Annotated in this window: 18 protein-coding genes; 12 read left to right on the forward strand and 6 right to left on the reverse strand. The window is 61.8% G+C overall.

Annotation, left to right across the window (positions count from 1 at the left end; genetic code table 11):
* Positions 1-32 precede the first annotated feature (32 nt).
* From CL52_RS16125 to CL52_RS16150, 6 genes are all read right to left on the reverse strand, one after another.
* On the reverse strand, positions 33-473 hold the full coding sequence (locus CL52_RS16125; RefSeq protein ID WP_043221770.1) for a hypothetical protein: 441 nt from the start codon (positions 471-473) through the stop codon (positions 33-35).
* Positions 470-1,828, reverse strand: coding sequence for a recombinase family protein (locus CL52_RS16130; RefSeq protein WP_043221772.1), 1,359 nt, complete (start codon positions 1,826-1,828; stop codon positions 470-472). Before CL52_RS16130 ends, CL52_RS16125 begins: the two co-directional genes overlap by 4 nt.
* The gene (locus tag CL52_RS16135; protein WP_043221774.1) at positions 1,825-2,331 is read right to left on the reverse strand and encodes a DUF2924 domain-containing protein; all 507 of its coding nucleotides are present in this window, start codon (positions 2,329-2,331) and stop codon (positions 1,825-1,827) included. Before CL52_RS16135 ends, CL52_RS16130 begins: the two co-directional genes overlap by 4 nt.
* The gene (locus CL52_RS16140) at positions 2,332-2,547 is read right to left on the reverse strand and encodes a hypothetical protein (protein ID WP_043221776.1); all 216 of its coding nucleotides are present in this window, start codon (positions 2,545-2,547) and stop codon (positions 2,332-2,334) included. It lies immediately after the preceding gene.
* A gap of 132 nt (positions 2,548-2,679) precedes the next feature.
* A complete protein-coding gene (locus CL52_RS16145) occupies positions 2,680-3,594 on the reverse strand; it encodes an ImmA/IrrE family metallo-endopeptidase (RefSeq protein ID WP_043221777.1) in 915 nt (304 codons plus the stop codon).
* Entirely contained in the window at positions 3,591-3,911 is a 321-nt protein-coding gene (locus CL52_RS16150) for a helix-turn-helix domain-containing protein (RefSeq protein WP_043221779.1), read from the reverse strand. The genes CL52_RS16145 and CL52_RS16150 overlap by 4 nt, the downstream gene beginning before the upstream one ends.
* 204 nt (positions 3,912-4,115) lie before the next feature.
* Between CL52_RS16150 and CL52_RS16155 the strand changes: the two genes are divergently transcribed.
* From CL52_RS16155 to CL52_RS21540, 12 genes are all read left to right on the forward strand, one after another.
* The gene (locus tag CL52_RS16155) at positions 4,116-5,345 is read left to right on the forward strand and encodes a hypothetical protein (RefSeq protein WP_043221781.1); all 1,230 of its coding nucleotides are present in this window, start codon (positions 4,116-4,118) and stop codon (positions 5,343-5,345) included.
* Positions 5,308-6,312 (forward strand): hypothetical protein, encoded by a 1,005-nt coding sequence (locus CL52_RS16160; protein ID WP_043221783.1) that lies wholly within the window; start codon positions 5,308-5,310, stop codon positions 6,310-6,312. Before CL52_RS16155 ends, CL52_RS16160 begins: the two co-directional genes overlap by 38 nt.
* Positions 6,313-6,494: 182 nt before the next feature.
* The gene (locus CL52_RS16165) at positions 6,495-6,707 is read left to right on the forward strand and encodes a helix-turn-helix transcriptional regulator (RefSeq protein WP_043221785.1); all 213 of its coding nucleotides are present in this window, start codon (positions 6,495-6,497) and stop codon (positions 6,705-6,707) included.
* Positions 6,704-7,174, forward strand: coding sequence for a hypothetical protein (locus CL52_RS16170; protein ID WP_052264582.1), 471 nt, complete (start codon positions 6,704-6,706; stop codon positions 7,172-7,174). The genes CL52_RS16165 and CL52_RS16170 overlap by 4 nt, the downstream gene beginning before the upstream one ends.
* A 5-nt stretch (positions 7,175-7,179) precedes the next feature.
* A complete protein-coding gene (locus CL52_RS16175; protein ID WP_043221787.1) occupies positions 7,180-7,494 on the forward strand; it encodes a hypothetical protein in 315 nt (104 codons plus the stop codon).
* Positions 7,491-8,378: an ATP-binding protein gene (locus CL52_RS16180; RefSeq protein WP_043221790.1), complete on the forward strand. Its 888-nt coding sequence runs from the start codon at positions 7,491-7,493 to the stop codon at positions 8,376-8,378. The genes CL52_RS16175 and CL52_RS16180 overlap by 4 nt, the downstream gene beginning before the upstream one ends.
* 2 nt (positions 8,379-8,380) lie before the next feature.
* Entirely contained in the window at positions 8,381-8,986 is a 606-nt protein-coding gene (locus CL52_RS16185; RefSeq protein WP_043221792.1) for a hypothetical protein, read from the forward strand.
* Between the two features lie 13 nt (positions 8,987-8,999).
* Complete coding sequence (locus tag CL52_RS16190; RefSeq protein ID WP_043221794.1) at positions 9,000-10,676, forward strand: DEAD/DEAH box helicase; 1,677 nt, start codon at positions 9,000-9,002, stop codon at positions 10,674-10,676.
* A 155-nt stretch (positions 10,677-10,831) separates the two neighbouring features.
* The gene (locus CL52_RS21375) at positions 10,832-11,095 is read left to right on the forward strand and encodes a DUF6511 domain-containing protein (protein ID WP_200889400.1); all 264 of its coding nucleotides are present in this window, start codon (positions 10,832-10,834) and stop codon (positions 11,093-11,095) included.
* On the forward strand, positions 11,095-11,850 hold the full coding sequence (locus CL52_RS16200) for a PDZ domain-containing protein (protein WP_043221798.1): 756 nt from the start codon (positions 11,095-11,097) through the stop codon (positions 11,848-11,850). Before CL52_RS21375 ends, CL52_RS16200 begins: the two co-directional genes overlap by 1 nt.
* Entirely contained in the window at positions 11,847-14,039 is a 2,193-nt protein-coding gene (locus CL52_RS16205; protein WP_200889401.1) for an AAA family ATPase, read from the forward strand. Before CL52_RS16200 ends, CL52_RS16205 begins: the two co-directional genes overlap by 4 nt.
* A complete protein-coding gene (locus tag CL52_RS21540; protein WP_235366374.1) occupies positions 14,036-14,806 on the forward strand; it encodes a crossover junction endodeoxyribonuclease RuvC in 771 nt (256 codons plus the stop codon). Before CL52_RS16205 ends, CL52_RS21540 begins: the two co-directional genes overlap by 4 nt.
* Position 14,807 lies beyond the last annotated feature (1 nt).

The following is a 14,807-nucleotide window of genomic DNA, read 5'->3' on the forward strand; positions in this document are numbered from 1 at the left end:
GGCCCGGTAACCGTAACGATGCGGGTGGCGACTCAGGATTCCTTGGTGTTCAAGATTGCCCGCTGCTCACTCCATAACAGCGGCGTCCCCGATGCCAGATCAAACAGCGTCACCTCTGACGGCAGCGTTTCATCCAGGATGGCGGCCACGATGTCCGGCGCCAGCGTCGTGAGGTTCACCATCCGGCTCACGTAAGCCCGATCCATACCCTCGCGCTCGGCAACCTCTGTCAGGCTTTCTGCATCCCCGGATTCCAGCATCGCCAACCAGCGGTGACCACGCGCCAGCGCCATTTGAATGGGCGTCGGTTTGTCGTTGATGGGCCTGGGCTTCAAGGTATTGCCGTCGGGAAGCCTCACCACCTTACGACCACCACGCCGCTTGATCTGGATCGGCACGGACAGGGTCAGCCGACCATCGCTGGTGCTGACCACATCCGGCTGGCCAGTCTTTTCAATACGCACCTCATTCATGTTGTCACCTCCGCTGCTTCCTTGGCAGGCTCGGGCCGCAACTCGAGCACCAGCCGCTCGATGCCGTTCGGTCGCAGCCGGACTTCGAGATCGGTCGGCGAGACGATTACTTTCTCGATCAGCAGTTTGAAGATCCGGGTTTGCTCAGCGGGGAACAGTTGATCCCAGATCGCATCGATGCGCGTCATGGCGACCGTCACCTTGGCCTCGTCCAGTGACGGGTCCAGCTTCGCTGCGCGAGGCAGGATATCGGCCAGCAAATCCGGCGAGCGCAAGATCGATCGCAACTGATCAAACACGGCGGCTTCCAACTCGGCAGCCGGCAGGCGTGGCAACCCCGAAGCGCCGGCATGCTCCTTGGCGTCTCGTTGAGGGATGTAATAGCGATACCGCCGGCCGTTGCTTTTCTTGACCGTGTGCCATGGTGACAAGGCCCGCCCATCGTTGCCGAAGACCATGCCCTTGAGCAGGAACGGCACCTTCGAGCGGGTGTTGTTGCCACGCACGCGGCTGTTGGTCGACAGGATCGCATGCGCCTTGTCCCACCACTCCTGCTCCACAATCGGAAGGTGCTCAGCCGGGTACCACTGCTCCTTGTGGCGCAGCTCGCCGAGGTAGGTCCGGTTGTGAAGCAGCGCGTACACGAGGGTCTTGTCGATCAGCTTGCCCTCGCGCACCCGACCGTCCTGCGTGGTCCATGACTTCGAGGTGACCCCGTCCAACCGTAGCTCCTTGACCAGCAAGGTGCTCGATCCCAATTCCACAAATCGCCGGAAAATGTGCTGGACCACCTTGGCTTCTCCCTTGTTGGGCACCAGGCGCCGGTTCTCGACGTCATAGCCCAGCGGGGGAATGCCGCCCATCCACATGCCCTTTCGTTTGCTGGCTGCGATCTTGTCGCGGATGCGCTCGCCAGTGACCTCGCGCTCGAACTGGGCAAAGGACAGCAGGATGTTCAACATCAAGCGGCCCATCGACGTGGTCGTGTTGAACTGCTGGGTGACGGAGACAAAAGACACCCCGTGCCGTTCGAACACCTCGACCATCTTGGAAAAGTCGGTGAGGCTACGCGTCAGGCGATCGATTTTGTAGATCACCACGACGTCAATCAACCCTGCCTCGATGTCGGCCATGAGCCGCTTCAGAGCAGGCCGTTCCATGTTCCCGCCGGAAAATGCCGGGTCGTCATAGTCATCGGCCACCGGAATCCAGCCCTCGGCCCGCTGGCTGGCAATGTAGGCATGGCCGGCGTCACGCTGCGCGTCGATGGAGTTGTATTCCTGATCCAGCCCCTCGTCAGTGGATTTGCGCGTATAGACCGCGCAGCGCATCCGGCGCTTGAGAACCTCGCTCATCGACGACCTCCCTTGCGGGCTGACTTCTTGGGCCGGACGTTGGTCTTCAGTCCAAAGAACACCGGCCCCGACCACCGGGTGCCGGTGATCTCACGCGCAAGTTGCGACAGGCTCGTGTACGGTTGGCCACCGTGCAGAAAAGTCCCGTCGGCCTGGACTACCACTTCATGGTCAACGCCCTGGTAATGGCGGCAAAGCACCGTGCCCGGGGTCAGCGCGTAATCGGCCGACCGTGTCTGTGATTTCTGCTTGCCGATCTCCAGCAGGTTGTCGATCCGACGCTGATTGCGCTCAAGCAGGTTGCGGTCGGTCTTGCGGCACTCGATGATTTGCAGTTTGTAGGCGATCCGGCGCTCGAGGAATTGCCGGTTGTGCGTCGGGGTGTCCCCTCCAAACAGGCGCCGCCAGAGCGACTTGATCTCCGGCATGCCCAGCTTGGGCAGGTTGGAAATTTGCGCCACGACGGTGTCGGGCGTAGGGGCAATAGTGATTCGAGGTTTCATTCAGGGCTCCATCGATGGGTTGTTGTCGATGTCTGAATGAACGCTCTGTTCGACCGGAAAGCCAAGTACAAACGGCGTCTCTTGTGGCGTATTTGCGGACTTGGCGAAATTGGGCTGGCGCATGCGGCAAAGCCCGGCAGCCAGTAGGCCAGCGAGCTCAGCGCAGCGCTGCTCCGGCGTCATTCGTTCGGGTGGAAGGGTGTTGACCAGCAACATTGGTAGCAGTCCTTTTTTGTCAAAATCACATGAAGTGAAATTGTCCGGATGGACTGCCACCGACACCATGAGGGAGTTTCGAATGTGTGCGGGTTGCTGCGGGCTGGTGCAAAAAACACCGCGCAGTAGCGTCTACTTTCTTACCGGATGCTGGCCGTTACGGATGAGCCGGTCGTAGGTGTCTTCCTCTGGCTCCTCGTCGTCGTGGCGCGCTCCCTGCCATTCGGCTTCAGGGAGCAGTAGCAGTGTCAGCGTGTAGTCGTACTGGCTCGCGACACGTGTCATTTCCGTGATCGGCATGCTGGCAGTTTCGCGGGCAAACCAGGACTGGGCACGCCCCGTTCGAGTGTCGGCGCCATCAAAGGCGTTGTAGCTGTGCGCCAGCGCGTCGTGCGGCAGCTCAATGGTGTTCTTGCGGGTTGGAAAGTATGCGCCGGACCTCAGCGCCGCCTTGTTCGACTTGGCCCACAGCATGTGGTCGTCACGGCTGGCCACCAGCACGGCCCGCTTGGGCGCGATCTCAGTCCAGCGCAGGGCGGCAGCCGTGAGCGACACCCCATAGCGATCGGCGCAGTGGCCCAGCAGATCGAAGCTGATCGGTTGCCCGTCGACCTGGCGCCGGAAGTCGTCCAGCGGCATGAGCAGGGTCGAGGCGAACAGATCTGCCTCGGCCTCGATATCGCGCTCGTTGTTGTCCCCCGTTTCGATGTCACCGTCGCCGCACTCGAACAGATCCTGCTGATGGCGGTGCAGTATGTAATGGCCGAACTCATGCGCGATCGTGAAGCGCTTGCGGCCTTCCGACGGTGTGGCGCTGTTGTAAAGGACAAGCCACTTCGAGCGTGCCTTATTAGCCTTCAACAGGCCATCGATACCATCCAGATCCTCGCCAAGCACCTTGTCGATCGGCGAGTCCGCAAAGCACTGGCGGGAATACTCCAACGCCAGCTCATCAACCTTGACCGGAAAGCGCTCCACACCCAGAACCATGTTGAGCATGGACGAGATGCGGTTGGCCTCGGCCATGGGCTTCTTTGCATCCGTCATTCATCTTCCCAAGCATCGAGGATCTTGCGGATCTTCTTTTTGTCCGGCTCGGACATGTTCTTGTACTTACGGAAGAAGGCCTCATCCAACACCTCCTCGTCTGGTGTGGTGGCCGACTCGGTCAGCAAAAACTCGGTGGTGACATCGAGGACGGCGGCGATTTTGCCGATCTTCTCGGCAGAGGGTTTTGGGTCGTCCTTGTTCTCCAGTTCCCAGATGTAACTCTTGCTCGATTCCGTCAGCTCGGCCAGCTGATCCAGGCTGAGCTTCTTCTGCTTGCGCAATGTACGGATCTTGTCCCCCAAGGGCGATGGCACGTTGCTCTCCTCATGTGTTGGCGTCAGTCCGAAAATGATACCACTGTGCCGAACGGTTTCGTACCTGCTTGACAAACCCCTAATTGCTCCTAGACAATCGTAATCGTTCGGTACACCGAACGCCGTCGGTCTGCGCTCCCCTGCAAGGAAAGGGGCGATAGGGGCTGATACCAACCCAATCCACACCTTGAAAGGGGTACGTAGATGAACGATGCAGAGAACTTAAGCAAGCTCCTGGGCCACCTGCCGCCGGCCGTGTTCCGCGAATTCATGGCCGAGGAGTTCAGCCTGACCATGCCAGACCTGGACGCCAAGAAGCCGAAAAAGGAGCAGCGCGAGCAGATGGAGGCCGTGCTATCCGCCCTTGGTGTGGGTGAGCGGCAGCGGATCGAAGAAGCGGCCGAAAGGATTGTGCTGCTGTCGGACGGTGCTGGCCAAGATGTCATCGACGGCTTCAAGGACGACATCTTCGATGACGACGCCCGGGAAGCATTCGCCGTGATTCCTAACCAGTACCAGCGCGCGCTGTGGTTGCACATCAATGAACCCGTGATCTTCGAGGAAGCCCTTAACGCCCGGCAGGCCGACGTGTTCCGGCAAAGCGCCTCCTGCTACTCCGGATTCATGGCACCTGCCAACCTGGCAGTACTCGACGACGCGACGGCCAAGACGGCATTCCATCAGACCGTCGCACAACAACTGGGGTGCTCCGATGACGCTGTCGCGGTCCAGATCTTCAAGCGTCTGCGGCCCGACACGCAGACCGGCGAAGACGTGGACCTGTACCAAATCAGCATCCACCACAACCGTCCGCCGGAGATCATCGACTGCGTGCAGGCGAGCGAACTGGTCCCGCAAGAGGTGATCCGGGCGGTGTCTTCACACATCACCTATGAGCCAGCCAATGGACACCTGGAGGTGTTGTCGAAAGACACGGCAGGCCGCGAAGCGCTGGCTCGCATCGTGGCTGATTCACTGCTGCAATCGCCTATCACCGGCGAGAAGATTCCTCTCAAGCAGTACGACTATCAGAGCCTGGCGGCGCCTCGAAACTTCGACTTGGCTGGGGAGCCCGTGGCATACGTCAAGGTCGTAGAGCTTGGTTACTCCGCTGCCAATGGCCGGTCTCTGCTGGTGAAGATCTGGACCAAGGACGTCGATGACATCTACGCTGCAGCCCGATCATTGATCGGCCCGGCCTTCGACTTCCGCAATCACCACCTGAACTACGCCAAGCTGTCCATCAAACTGAAAAAAGTCGGCAAGGACCGCGCACGGACGATTACCGTGATCCTGCGCGACGACAACAAGTGCAACATCAAGACCAAGCGGGAAAAGGACCGGGCGCTGTGCGACCGCCTGCTGGCCAAATGGCATCTGGTGAAGGAGATCGGCCATGTCGTCGAAGCCCCTGCCGACACAGTCGCTGCTTGATCTGATCGACCTGTTCGAACAGTCTGGGCAGCCGATTGCCGATGGCGACGGACAGAGGCTTCGTGGGGTGCCCGGGTGGAGTGTCCTTGGACGGACATCTTTGACGCCAAAGCTGCTTGAGCAGTGGACCGACTGCGTCGGCTACGCCGGGAGCTACCCTGCATCGCTTGATGACGATCTCGTTCAAGTCGACCTGACTGAAGATGACCAAGCTGATAAGTATCGCTACCGCTGCCCTGAGACTTTTCAGTGGAAGTTTGTCCCCGCCGCCAAAGTCGCCGTCTACAGCGTTCGGCCAGCTGCAATCCTGAGCACCATCGCCGATCTCCTGGGTATCGCGCAGGCTCTGCGAAAAGGGATTGATGCGCCGCTGCTGGACGATGCCCTCTGGCATTTGGGAAAGGCACGAATCGGGCACTCCTTGACAGACATCTGGTTCGTTCGCGGCTTGGCGCACTCCATCGAAGAGGTATTTCGCCACTTCAGCCAGACAAGTCTTCCTGACCAGGGGCTGATTTTGTCGTCTGGCGGTGTGTTGCCGCAGTTTGTTAGTCCACCTCGCAGCTACCGCTTCGCGTCGCTTCGAGAAGCAATCGTCAACTATGTCGCGACGCCATGCATCGACATGGATCTGCTGCATCGCATCTTGGCCGCGCCACCCGATGGCGTGACCCGACCCGTGTTGCCGGTGCACTTTGACGAATACACCAACACGCTGACCATCCGCACAAAGACCAAGCCCTGGACGATCAAAGGCGAGCGTCAGGCAGCGGCAGTCCGATATATGTTCGAGCAGGCCATCAACGACAGATGGCTCCTTCCAGCCGCCGAGATTCTCGGCGCAGCCTATCCCGACAAGAAGACCGCTCGCAGCCAGCGCATGCAGAACCTATTCAGCGGCAACACGGAGTGGGAGGACTACATCGACAACCCTGAAAAGGGGAAGTATGGCTTCCGACGAGATTGACCCGCCACCTGTTGGCAGCATCACGCACAACCGCCTTCGGGCGGTTTTTTGCTTTCTGGGCCCCACTTTTCCCCTCAGGAGCTGCGCCCGTACATCAGCCCGTACATCGCGGCGGCAGACGCCCGTACAGGCCAACTTCGAAACTGACCTCACGAATTCGCAACAACCAAAAGGAGTGCATCGTGAGTGTCAAACATCTGAATCAGGGCCAACTGGCTGAACGCTGGGGCCTCAGTGAGGCAACCCTTGAACGCTGGCGTTCCGAGGGTATAGGGCCTGTTTTTCTTAAGCTGCAGGGGCGCGTGCTGTACCGCGCCGAGGACATTGAAGCTTTTGAGGCAGAAAGCCTGCGCAAGAGCACCTCTGAACGCGCCGTTGCGGGAGGTGCGCTGTGAGTCCTATTTCCCCCGACCAGGCATTAGCCACTCCCGCCGGTGAACTGGCCGCGCTTGCCAGCGAATCGCTGTTCCAGCTCAAAAACGACGCGGCTGATCTTCTTGCCGCTGCCAAGGCGATCGTCGAGCACGTCGATCGCGCACTGGATCTCAAATACGCCGACCGTGCCCATCAACTGCGTTTGGCAGCGGGCAAGGACACCGGCGTTGTCCATTTCGATGACGGCCACGTCCGCATCACCGCCGATCTGCCCAAGAAAGTCGACTGGGACCAGAAGCGACTCGCCGAGATCACCCGGCGCATCGCCGCCAACGGTGACGACCCGTCCGAGTATGTGGACATCACCTACCGGATCTCGGAAACCAAGTTCAACGCGTGGCCCGAGTCGCTCAAGAGCGCCTTCGCCCCGGCACGCACCCTCAAGACCGGCAAGCCGGGCTTTCGTCTCGCTCTGCTTCAGGAGTAATCGCCATGAAAACCAAACCTACGCTGCTCGAACTGCTGCGCAAACAGCCGGAGATGTACCTGCGGGATCTGCCCGAAACCATTCGCATCCCGGCGCTGGACGGCAACCGCCCCGACGAAGTGGTGCGTCGCCTCGAGGACGCCACCCTCGATGACGTGGCATTCGCGATCCAGGGTCTGGAGTCGGAATCCCGTCTGATCCATCGCCGTCTGGGTGGTCTGCGCGACCTGTACGAGATGGCCCGCAAGCGTGGCGCGCTCGGTATGACCACCGTTGCTGACGCGTTCGCCAGCATCAGCACTGAGGAGGCCGGCAAATGAGCCTCCCCATCATTACTGCAGACCAGCGTCTGGCCGAGCGCCGTGGCGTGAAGGGTGTGCTCGTCGGCAAAAGCGGCATCGGCAAAACCTCGCAACTCTGGACGCTGAAATCCACGGCCACGCTGTTCTTTGATCTTGAGGCTGGTGATCTCGCGGTCGAGGGTTGGGCCGGCGACACGATCCGCCCGCGCACCTGGCAGGAGTGTCGTGACTTCGCGGTGTACATCGGCGGACCGAACCCGGCGCTACGCGACGACCAGCCGTTCAGCCAAGCCCACTTCGATGCCGTATGCGCGCGCTTCGGTAATCCGGCGGTCCTGGACAAGTACGACACCGTGTTCGTCGACTCCATCACCGTGGCCGGTCGCCTGTGCCTGCAATGGTGCAAGGGCCAGCCCCAGGCCTACTCCGAGAAGACCGGCAAACCCGATAGCCGGGGTGCGTATGGGCTGATGGGCCAGGAAATGATCGCCTGGCTGACCCACCTGCAGCACACGCGCGGCAAGAACGTGTGGTTCGTCGGCATCCTCGACGAGCGGCTGGATGACTTCAATCGCCGCGTGTTCTCGCTGCAGATCGACGGCTCAAAAACCGGACTTGAACTGCCCGGCATCGTCGATGAGGTCGTCACCCTGGCCGAGCTGAAGGCCGATGACGGCGCCAGTTACCGCGCCTTCGTCTGCCACACGCTGAACGCATGGGGCTACCCCGCCAAGGACCGTTCCGGGCGGCTCGATCCGATCGAGGAGCCACACCTCGGCCGCCTCATGGAAAAGATCGCCGGCCCGGCCAAACCCGCCACCGAACGCCTCGATTTCGCGCGCCCAGCGGCCGCTGCCTCGTCCATCCCCAACACCGAATCCACTTCGACTCAGGAGTCCTGATCATGACCTACTTCGATTTCAATTCCGCTTCCGAACAGACCTCTTTCGACCTGATCCCCAAAGGCACGCTGGTGCGTGTCCGCATGACCATCAAGCCGGGTGGCTTCGATGATCCGTCGCAGGGATGGACCGGCGGCTACGCCACCCGCAACGACAACACCGGCTCGGTGTACCTGAACTGCGAGTTCGTCGTGATGGCGGGTGAGTTCGCCCGTCGCAAGATGTGGTCACTGATCGGCCTGCACAGCCCGAAAGGCCCTGAGTGGGCCAACATGGGCCGTACCTTCGTCAAGGCGATCCTCAACTCAGCGCGCGGCGTTCATCCTGGCGACAACAGTCCTGCCGCGCAGAACGCGCGCCGCATCAGCGGCTTTGCCGATCTCGATGGCATCGAGTTTCTCGGCAAGGTCGACTGGGACAAAGACCAGAACGGCCAAGACAAGAGCGTGATCAAGGCCGCGATCACGCCCGACCACAAGGACTACGCCGCCCTCATGGGTGGCGCGCAGGGAGCGGCGAAAGCGCCAGCACCCGCAAACGGGTCGAACGCGTATGCCCAGGCCACGGGCCGTGCCTCCGTGCCGGGTCGCCCGAGCTGGGCACAGTAAGGGGGACGCGGCCATGATGCTCCGCCCCCGCCAAGCCCTACTGGTCGAGCGCTCTTTGGCGGCGCTCGTCCAACACGGCAACACCCTATCTGTTGGCCCCACCGGGTCGGGCAAGACCATCATGCTGTCGGCGGTAGCCGGCAGCTTGTTGGCCGAGCCAGATGCCAAGGCCTGCATCCTCGCTCATCGCGATGAGCTGACCGGCCAGAACCTGACCAAGTTTGCACGGGTGAATCCGGGCGTCAGCACCTCCGTGTTCGATGCCAAGGACAAATCCTGGTCCGGGCGCGCCACGTTCGCGATGGTGCAAACGCTGTCGCGCGACAACCATCTCGCTGCCATCCCGATCCTCGATCTGCTGGTGATCGATGAAGCGCATCACGCAGCCTCGGCCTCGTACCGCCGCGTAATCGACCGGGTGCTGGACAAGAACTCGCGCGCCCAGATCTTTGGGGTGACGGCAACGCCTGCCCGCAGCGACGGCAAGGGTCTGCGAGAGGTCTTCAGCAACGTCGCGGATCAAATCACCCTCGGCGAGTTGATCGCCTCCGGCCACCTCGTGCCGCCACGCACCTTTGTCATCGATGTCGGCGCCCAGGAGCAGTTGACGCGGGTGCGGCGCACCGCCACTGACTTCGACATGACGCAAGTCGAGGCGATTCTCAACAAGACGCCCATCACCGATGCCGTGATCCGTCATTGGCGTGAGAAGGCTGGCGAGCGCAAGACGATCGTGTTCTGCTCGACCGTCGCCCATGCAGAATGCGTGCGCCAGGCCTTTCAGGATGCCGGGGTGTCTGCCGTGATCGTGCACGGCGAGCTGTCGGACGCAGAGCGAAAGGCACGCTTGGCCGAGTACGAATCCGGCAGCGCGCAGGTCGTGGTCAATGTGGCTGTGCTGACTGAAGGGTACGACTTTACGCCCACCTCCTGCGTGGTGCTGCTGCGACCCAGCTCGCACAAGTCGACTCTGACCCAGATGATCGGGCGTGGCCTGCGCACCATCGATCCAGCGGAGCATCCGGGCGTCATCAAGACCGATTGCGTGGTCCTGGACTTCGGCACCGCGACCTTGATGCACGGATCTCTGGAACAGGACGTCAATCTCGACGGACACCAGCATCACGGCGAAGCGCCCACCAAGGACTGCCCGTCCTGTGAAGCCACCGTCCCGCTGGGCTGCCGCGAATGCCCGCTGTGCGGCTTCACCTGGGAGAACGAGACCGCCGAGGAAGGTGATGCGCTGGCCGATTTCGTGATGACCGAGATCGATCTGCTCAAACGCTCCAACTTCCGCTGGTGCGACCTGTTTGGCTGCGATGACGCGCTGATGGCGACTGGCTTTAACGCATGGGGTGGCGTGTTCTTCCTGAACGGCCGCTGGCACGCCGTGGGCGGAGGTAAGGATCTGCCGCCGCGCTTGTTGGCTGTGGGCGACCGCACGGTTTGCATGGCCAAAGCCGATGACTGGCTCAACGACCGCGAGTCGGCTGACTCCGCGCACAAGACTCGGCGCTGGCTGAACGAGCCGCCTACGCCCAAGCAACTGCAGTATTTGCCGCAGGCGCTGCGCGCCGACTTTGGCATGACGCGCTATCAGGCCTCGGCGCTGCTTTCCTTCCAGTTCAACAAGTCGTCAATTCAGCGCCTCGTGGTGGCCGCCAACGATGCCCACCGGGAGGCCGCGTGAAATGTGCAGTCTGCTCACGAAAGGCCAAGGGCTTCGGCTACTTCAATCCACGCCTGCCGCGCAGCGACCCACGGCGCTACTCGGACCGCTGGGTGTTCTGCTCCATGCGCTGCCAGAACGCGTTCTGCAAGCTCATGACGAAAACGGAGGGGCAAATGATCGATCCCAGTGAGATGGAGCTCGCCGCCATGACGTCGTGCCTGGCGCCGCTTGGCGAGTATGTCGGCTCCATCGGTATGCAGCGACCGTTGGCGGACTACAGCAAAGACGAAGTGCTGATGCTGATCGACGTAGTGGTGACGGCCTATCAGGAACACATGCTCGTCGAGCACGAGCGGATGGCAGAAAAGGATCGCGCCTTTCTTGAGACACGCCTCGCCCGGCAAGGCAAGCCGGGTTCGACGGGAGTGCCGTTCTGATGCTGGACTTCAATCATCGTCCCAAGATCCATGAGCAGATCGGCGTGCTCATCGACGCTGCACTTAGCGCCGATCGTGACAAGCAGCCCCGTCGCAACTATCTCGGTGCGTCTCGCTTGGGTGTTGCCTGCGAGCGCGCGCTGCAATACGAGTATCTGCAAACCCCTGTCGACCCGGGTCGAGAGATTCCCGGTCGCGTGTTGCGCATCTTCGAGGTGGGACACGCCCTCGAAGAGCTGGCCATCCGCTGGCTGCGTATCGCAGGACTTGATCTGTACACCCAAAAGGCCAGCGGCGGTCAGTTCGGTTTTTCCGTCGCGGGCGGCCGCATCCAAGGGCACGTCGATGGCGTGCTGAACGGCGGCCCCGCAGCGCTGGGCATGGCCTATCCCGCCCTGTGGGAGTGCAAGACCATGAACGATAAGTCCTGGCGGGATACGGTCAAGCTCGGCGTCAGCAAATCCAAACCGGTCTATGCCGCGCAGATGGCGGTCTACCAAGCCTATATGGAAGCGAGCGTGCCAGGCATCTCGTCAAACCCGGCGTTGTTCACCGCTATCAACAAGGACTCCGAGGAGATCTGGTTCGAGCTGGTGCCGTTCGACGGCGGCCTGGCGCAGCGGATGTCCGATCGCGCGGTACGGGTCATCACGGCGACAGACAGCCAGGAACTGCTGCCGCGCCATGCGACCACGCCAATGCACGTCGAGTGCAAGTTCTGCCCCTGGCAGGACCGCTGTTGGGAGTCGACATGATGGCCGACAGCATCATCTGGCTCGACTTCAATGACGCCCCCGAGCAGCGCGACGAACTGGCCACGGACACCGATGCGCTGCGTGCGGGGTTGCTGGACCGGCTCGAGGCCGTTCTCAACTACCTGTTTCCGCAGGGGCGCGTTCGGGGTGGCAAGTTCACCATCGGCGATGTCGATGGCAACCCGGGCAAGAGTCTGGTGGTTGAGCTGGACGGGCCACGACGTGGCCTGTGGAAAGACTTCTCCACCGACGAGGGTGGCGATGTCATCGATCTGTGGGCGCGCTCGCAGGGTCGCTCCGCCCGCAGCGACTTTCCCCGCATTGCTGGCGAGATCCGGCAGTGGCTGGGGCTTCCTACGCCGAACATCACGCCGATGCGCCGCGATGTTCGCAGCGTGCCGATGGACGACCTCGGCGCTTACACCGCCAAGTGGGACTATCTTTCACCCGAGGGCGAACTGATCGCCTGCGTCTACCGCTACGACCCGCCGACCGGCAAGGAATACCGCCCCTGGGATGTTCGTGCCCGCATGTGGCGCGCACCCGACCCCAGGCCGCTCTACAACCTCCCGGCCATCTCGAAGGCACGAGAGGTCGTCCTGGTCGAAGGCGAGAAGTGTGCGGCTGCATTGATCGCTTGCGGCATTGTGGCCACCACCGCGATGAACGGCGCCAAGGCCCCGGTCGACAAAACCGACTGGCGACCGCTGTCCGGGAAATCGGTGGTCATCTGGCCGGACCGGGATGCACCCGGCTGGGACTACGCGGAGAGCGCGGCGCGTGCTTGCGTGACTGCGGGCAGCACGTCCGTGGCCATCCTGGTGCCGCCCACCGACAAGCCGGCCAAGTGGGATGCCGCAGACGCCGTCGACGAAGGGTTCGACTGCGCGGCATTCATCGCCCAGGGCGAACGTCGCGTGGTCAAGGCGGCAGCGCCGTCTCTGCCTACCTTCACGCTCGGCGAACTGCTCGACGACAACTCGCCGCTGCCACCGGATCTGATCTCGCCGCGCGTGCTGACGCCGGCAGGCATGTTGGTGTTCGGTGGCGCGCCCAAGGTCGGCAAGAGTGACTTCCTGTTGTCCTGGCTGGCGCACATGGCTGCTGGCGCTGCGTTTCTGGGCATGCAGCCACCCAGACCACTGCGTGTGTTTTACCTACAGGCTGAGGTCCAGTACCACTACCTGCGTGAGCGCGTGAAGGATGTGCGCCTGCCGTCCCATCGGCTGCTGGACGCCCGCGCCAACTTCGTGGCCACACCGCAGTTGCGGCTGGTGCTCGATGACGCCGGTCTGGCGCAGGTGATCCCAGCGATCGCGAAGGCTTTTGGCGGCGAGCCTCCCGACGTCATCGCCATCGATCCGATCCGCAATGTGTTCGACGGCGGTGATGCCGGTGGCGAGAACGACAACGGCGCCATGCTGTTCTTCCTTTCGCAGCGGGTGGAGCGGATACGCCAGGCGGTCAATCCGGACGCAGGGATCATTCTCGCTCACCACACCCGGAAACTGGGCAAGAAGCAGTTTGAGGAGGACCCGTTTCAGGCTCTGGCCGGCGCGGGAAGCCTGCGTGGCTATTACTCCACCGGGATGTTGCTGTTCCGGCCGGATGAGACGCGCACGACCCGTCAGCTGATCTATGAGTTGCGCAATGGTGCCGGCATTCCGCTCAAGCACATCGACAAGGTTCAGGGTGAGTGGCGCGAGGTCGACGCCAACGAGCGGCTGGTGATGAAGGAATACGGCGAGCGGCTGGATGCGGAGCGTCGGCGCAAGCGCGACGCGATCCTGGAGATTCTGTTTCAGGAGGCCGCCAACGGGCGCTGCTACACCGCCAATCAGTTTGCCGAAGGCTTTGAAGGCAAAGCCGGGCTGGGTGGCGAGCGCACCATCCGGGAGCGGCTATCGGCCCTGGCGACCCAGGGCTACATCAAGTATTTCCGCAATGCGGCTGACTACGGTTTGCCGTCCTGCGGGCGCACCAAGTTCGGCTACCTGTGTGTGGAAGGCATGGCGTTGCAGATGGCCATCGGACCGCCTGATCCGGACACCGGGGAGGTCGTGATGCAGACACATCTCGTCCTGCCCACCCACTACAAATGCCCGCAATCGGGGGCCGCCATGCCGGTCGAGAACCCCGAGGTGTGGGTGTACCAAGACGATCTCAACGATACCCAGGAGCCCGCATGAATACGCATCGTCAAGTTGGCAAAATTTCTGCCAACTGCCCCCCAATTTTTGCCAACTGGATTCAGTTGGCAGACCCTTGCCAACTTCATTCCCATGTAAATCAACCACTTGAGCGCAAGTTGGCAAGTTGGCAAGTTGGAAACGCCGCCAACTTGCCAACTGACGCAAACCCGCGTGGTTACTGGGTTTGCGCGGATTTTTCAGTTGGCGAAAACTCCCCCTCCTACTACGTAGGAGAGGGAACAGTGGTTCCCTCTCCCTCACGTAGGGAGATTCCCTTCGATGGTTGTGGCAGGGATCTGAATCGGCGGGTGGTGCTCGCACTTGATCTCGGGACCACCACCGGTTGGGCATTGCTGACCCGGGAAGGTGACATTGCACACGGGTTTGCGAGTTTCCGACCCCAGCGCTTCGAGGGTGGTGGCATGCGGTTTCTGCGCTTCAAGCGCTGGTTGGGGGAACTCAAGACGATCGCCCAGGACATCCATGCGGTGTACTTCGAAGAGGTACGCCGTCATGCCGGGGTGGATGCCGCCCATGTCTACGGAGGCCTGATGGCCACGCTCACTACCTGGTGTGAGCACCAGAACATCGCCTATCTCGGCGTGCCCGTCGGCACGATCAAAAAGCACGCCACCGGCAAAGGCAATGCAGGCAAGACCGAGGTCATCGCGGCTATGCGTGCCCTGGGCCACCCGGTCACGGATGACAACGAGGCCGATGCCCTGGCCTTGTTGCACTGGGCCGTCGAGACGCAGGAGGCCTGAC

Origin of the sequence: Stutzerimonas balearica DSM 6083 (assembly GCF_000818015.1) — a bacterium.
GTDB classification, from domain to species: Bacteria; Pseudomonadota; Gammaproteobacteria; order Pseudomonadales; family Pseudomonadaceae; genus Stutzerimonas; species Stutzerimonas balearica.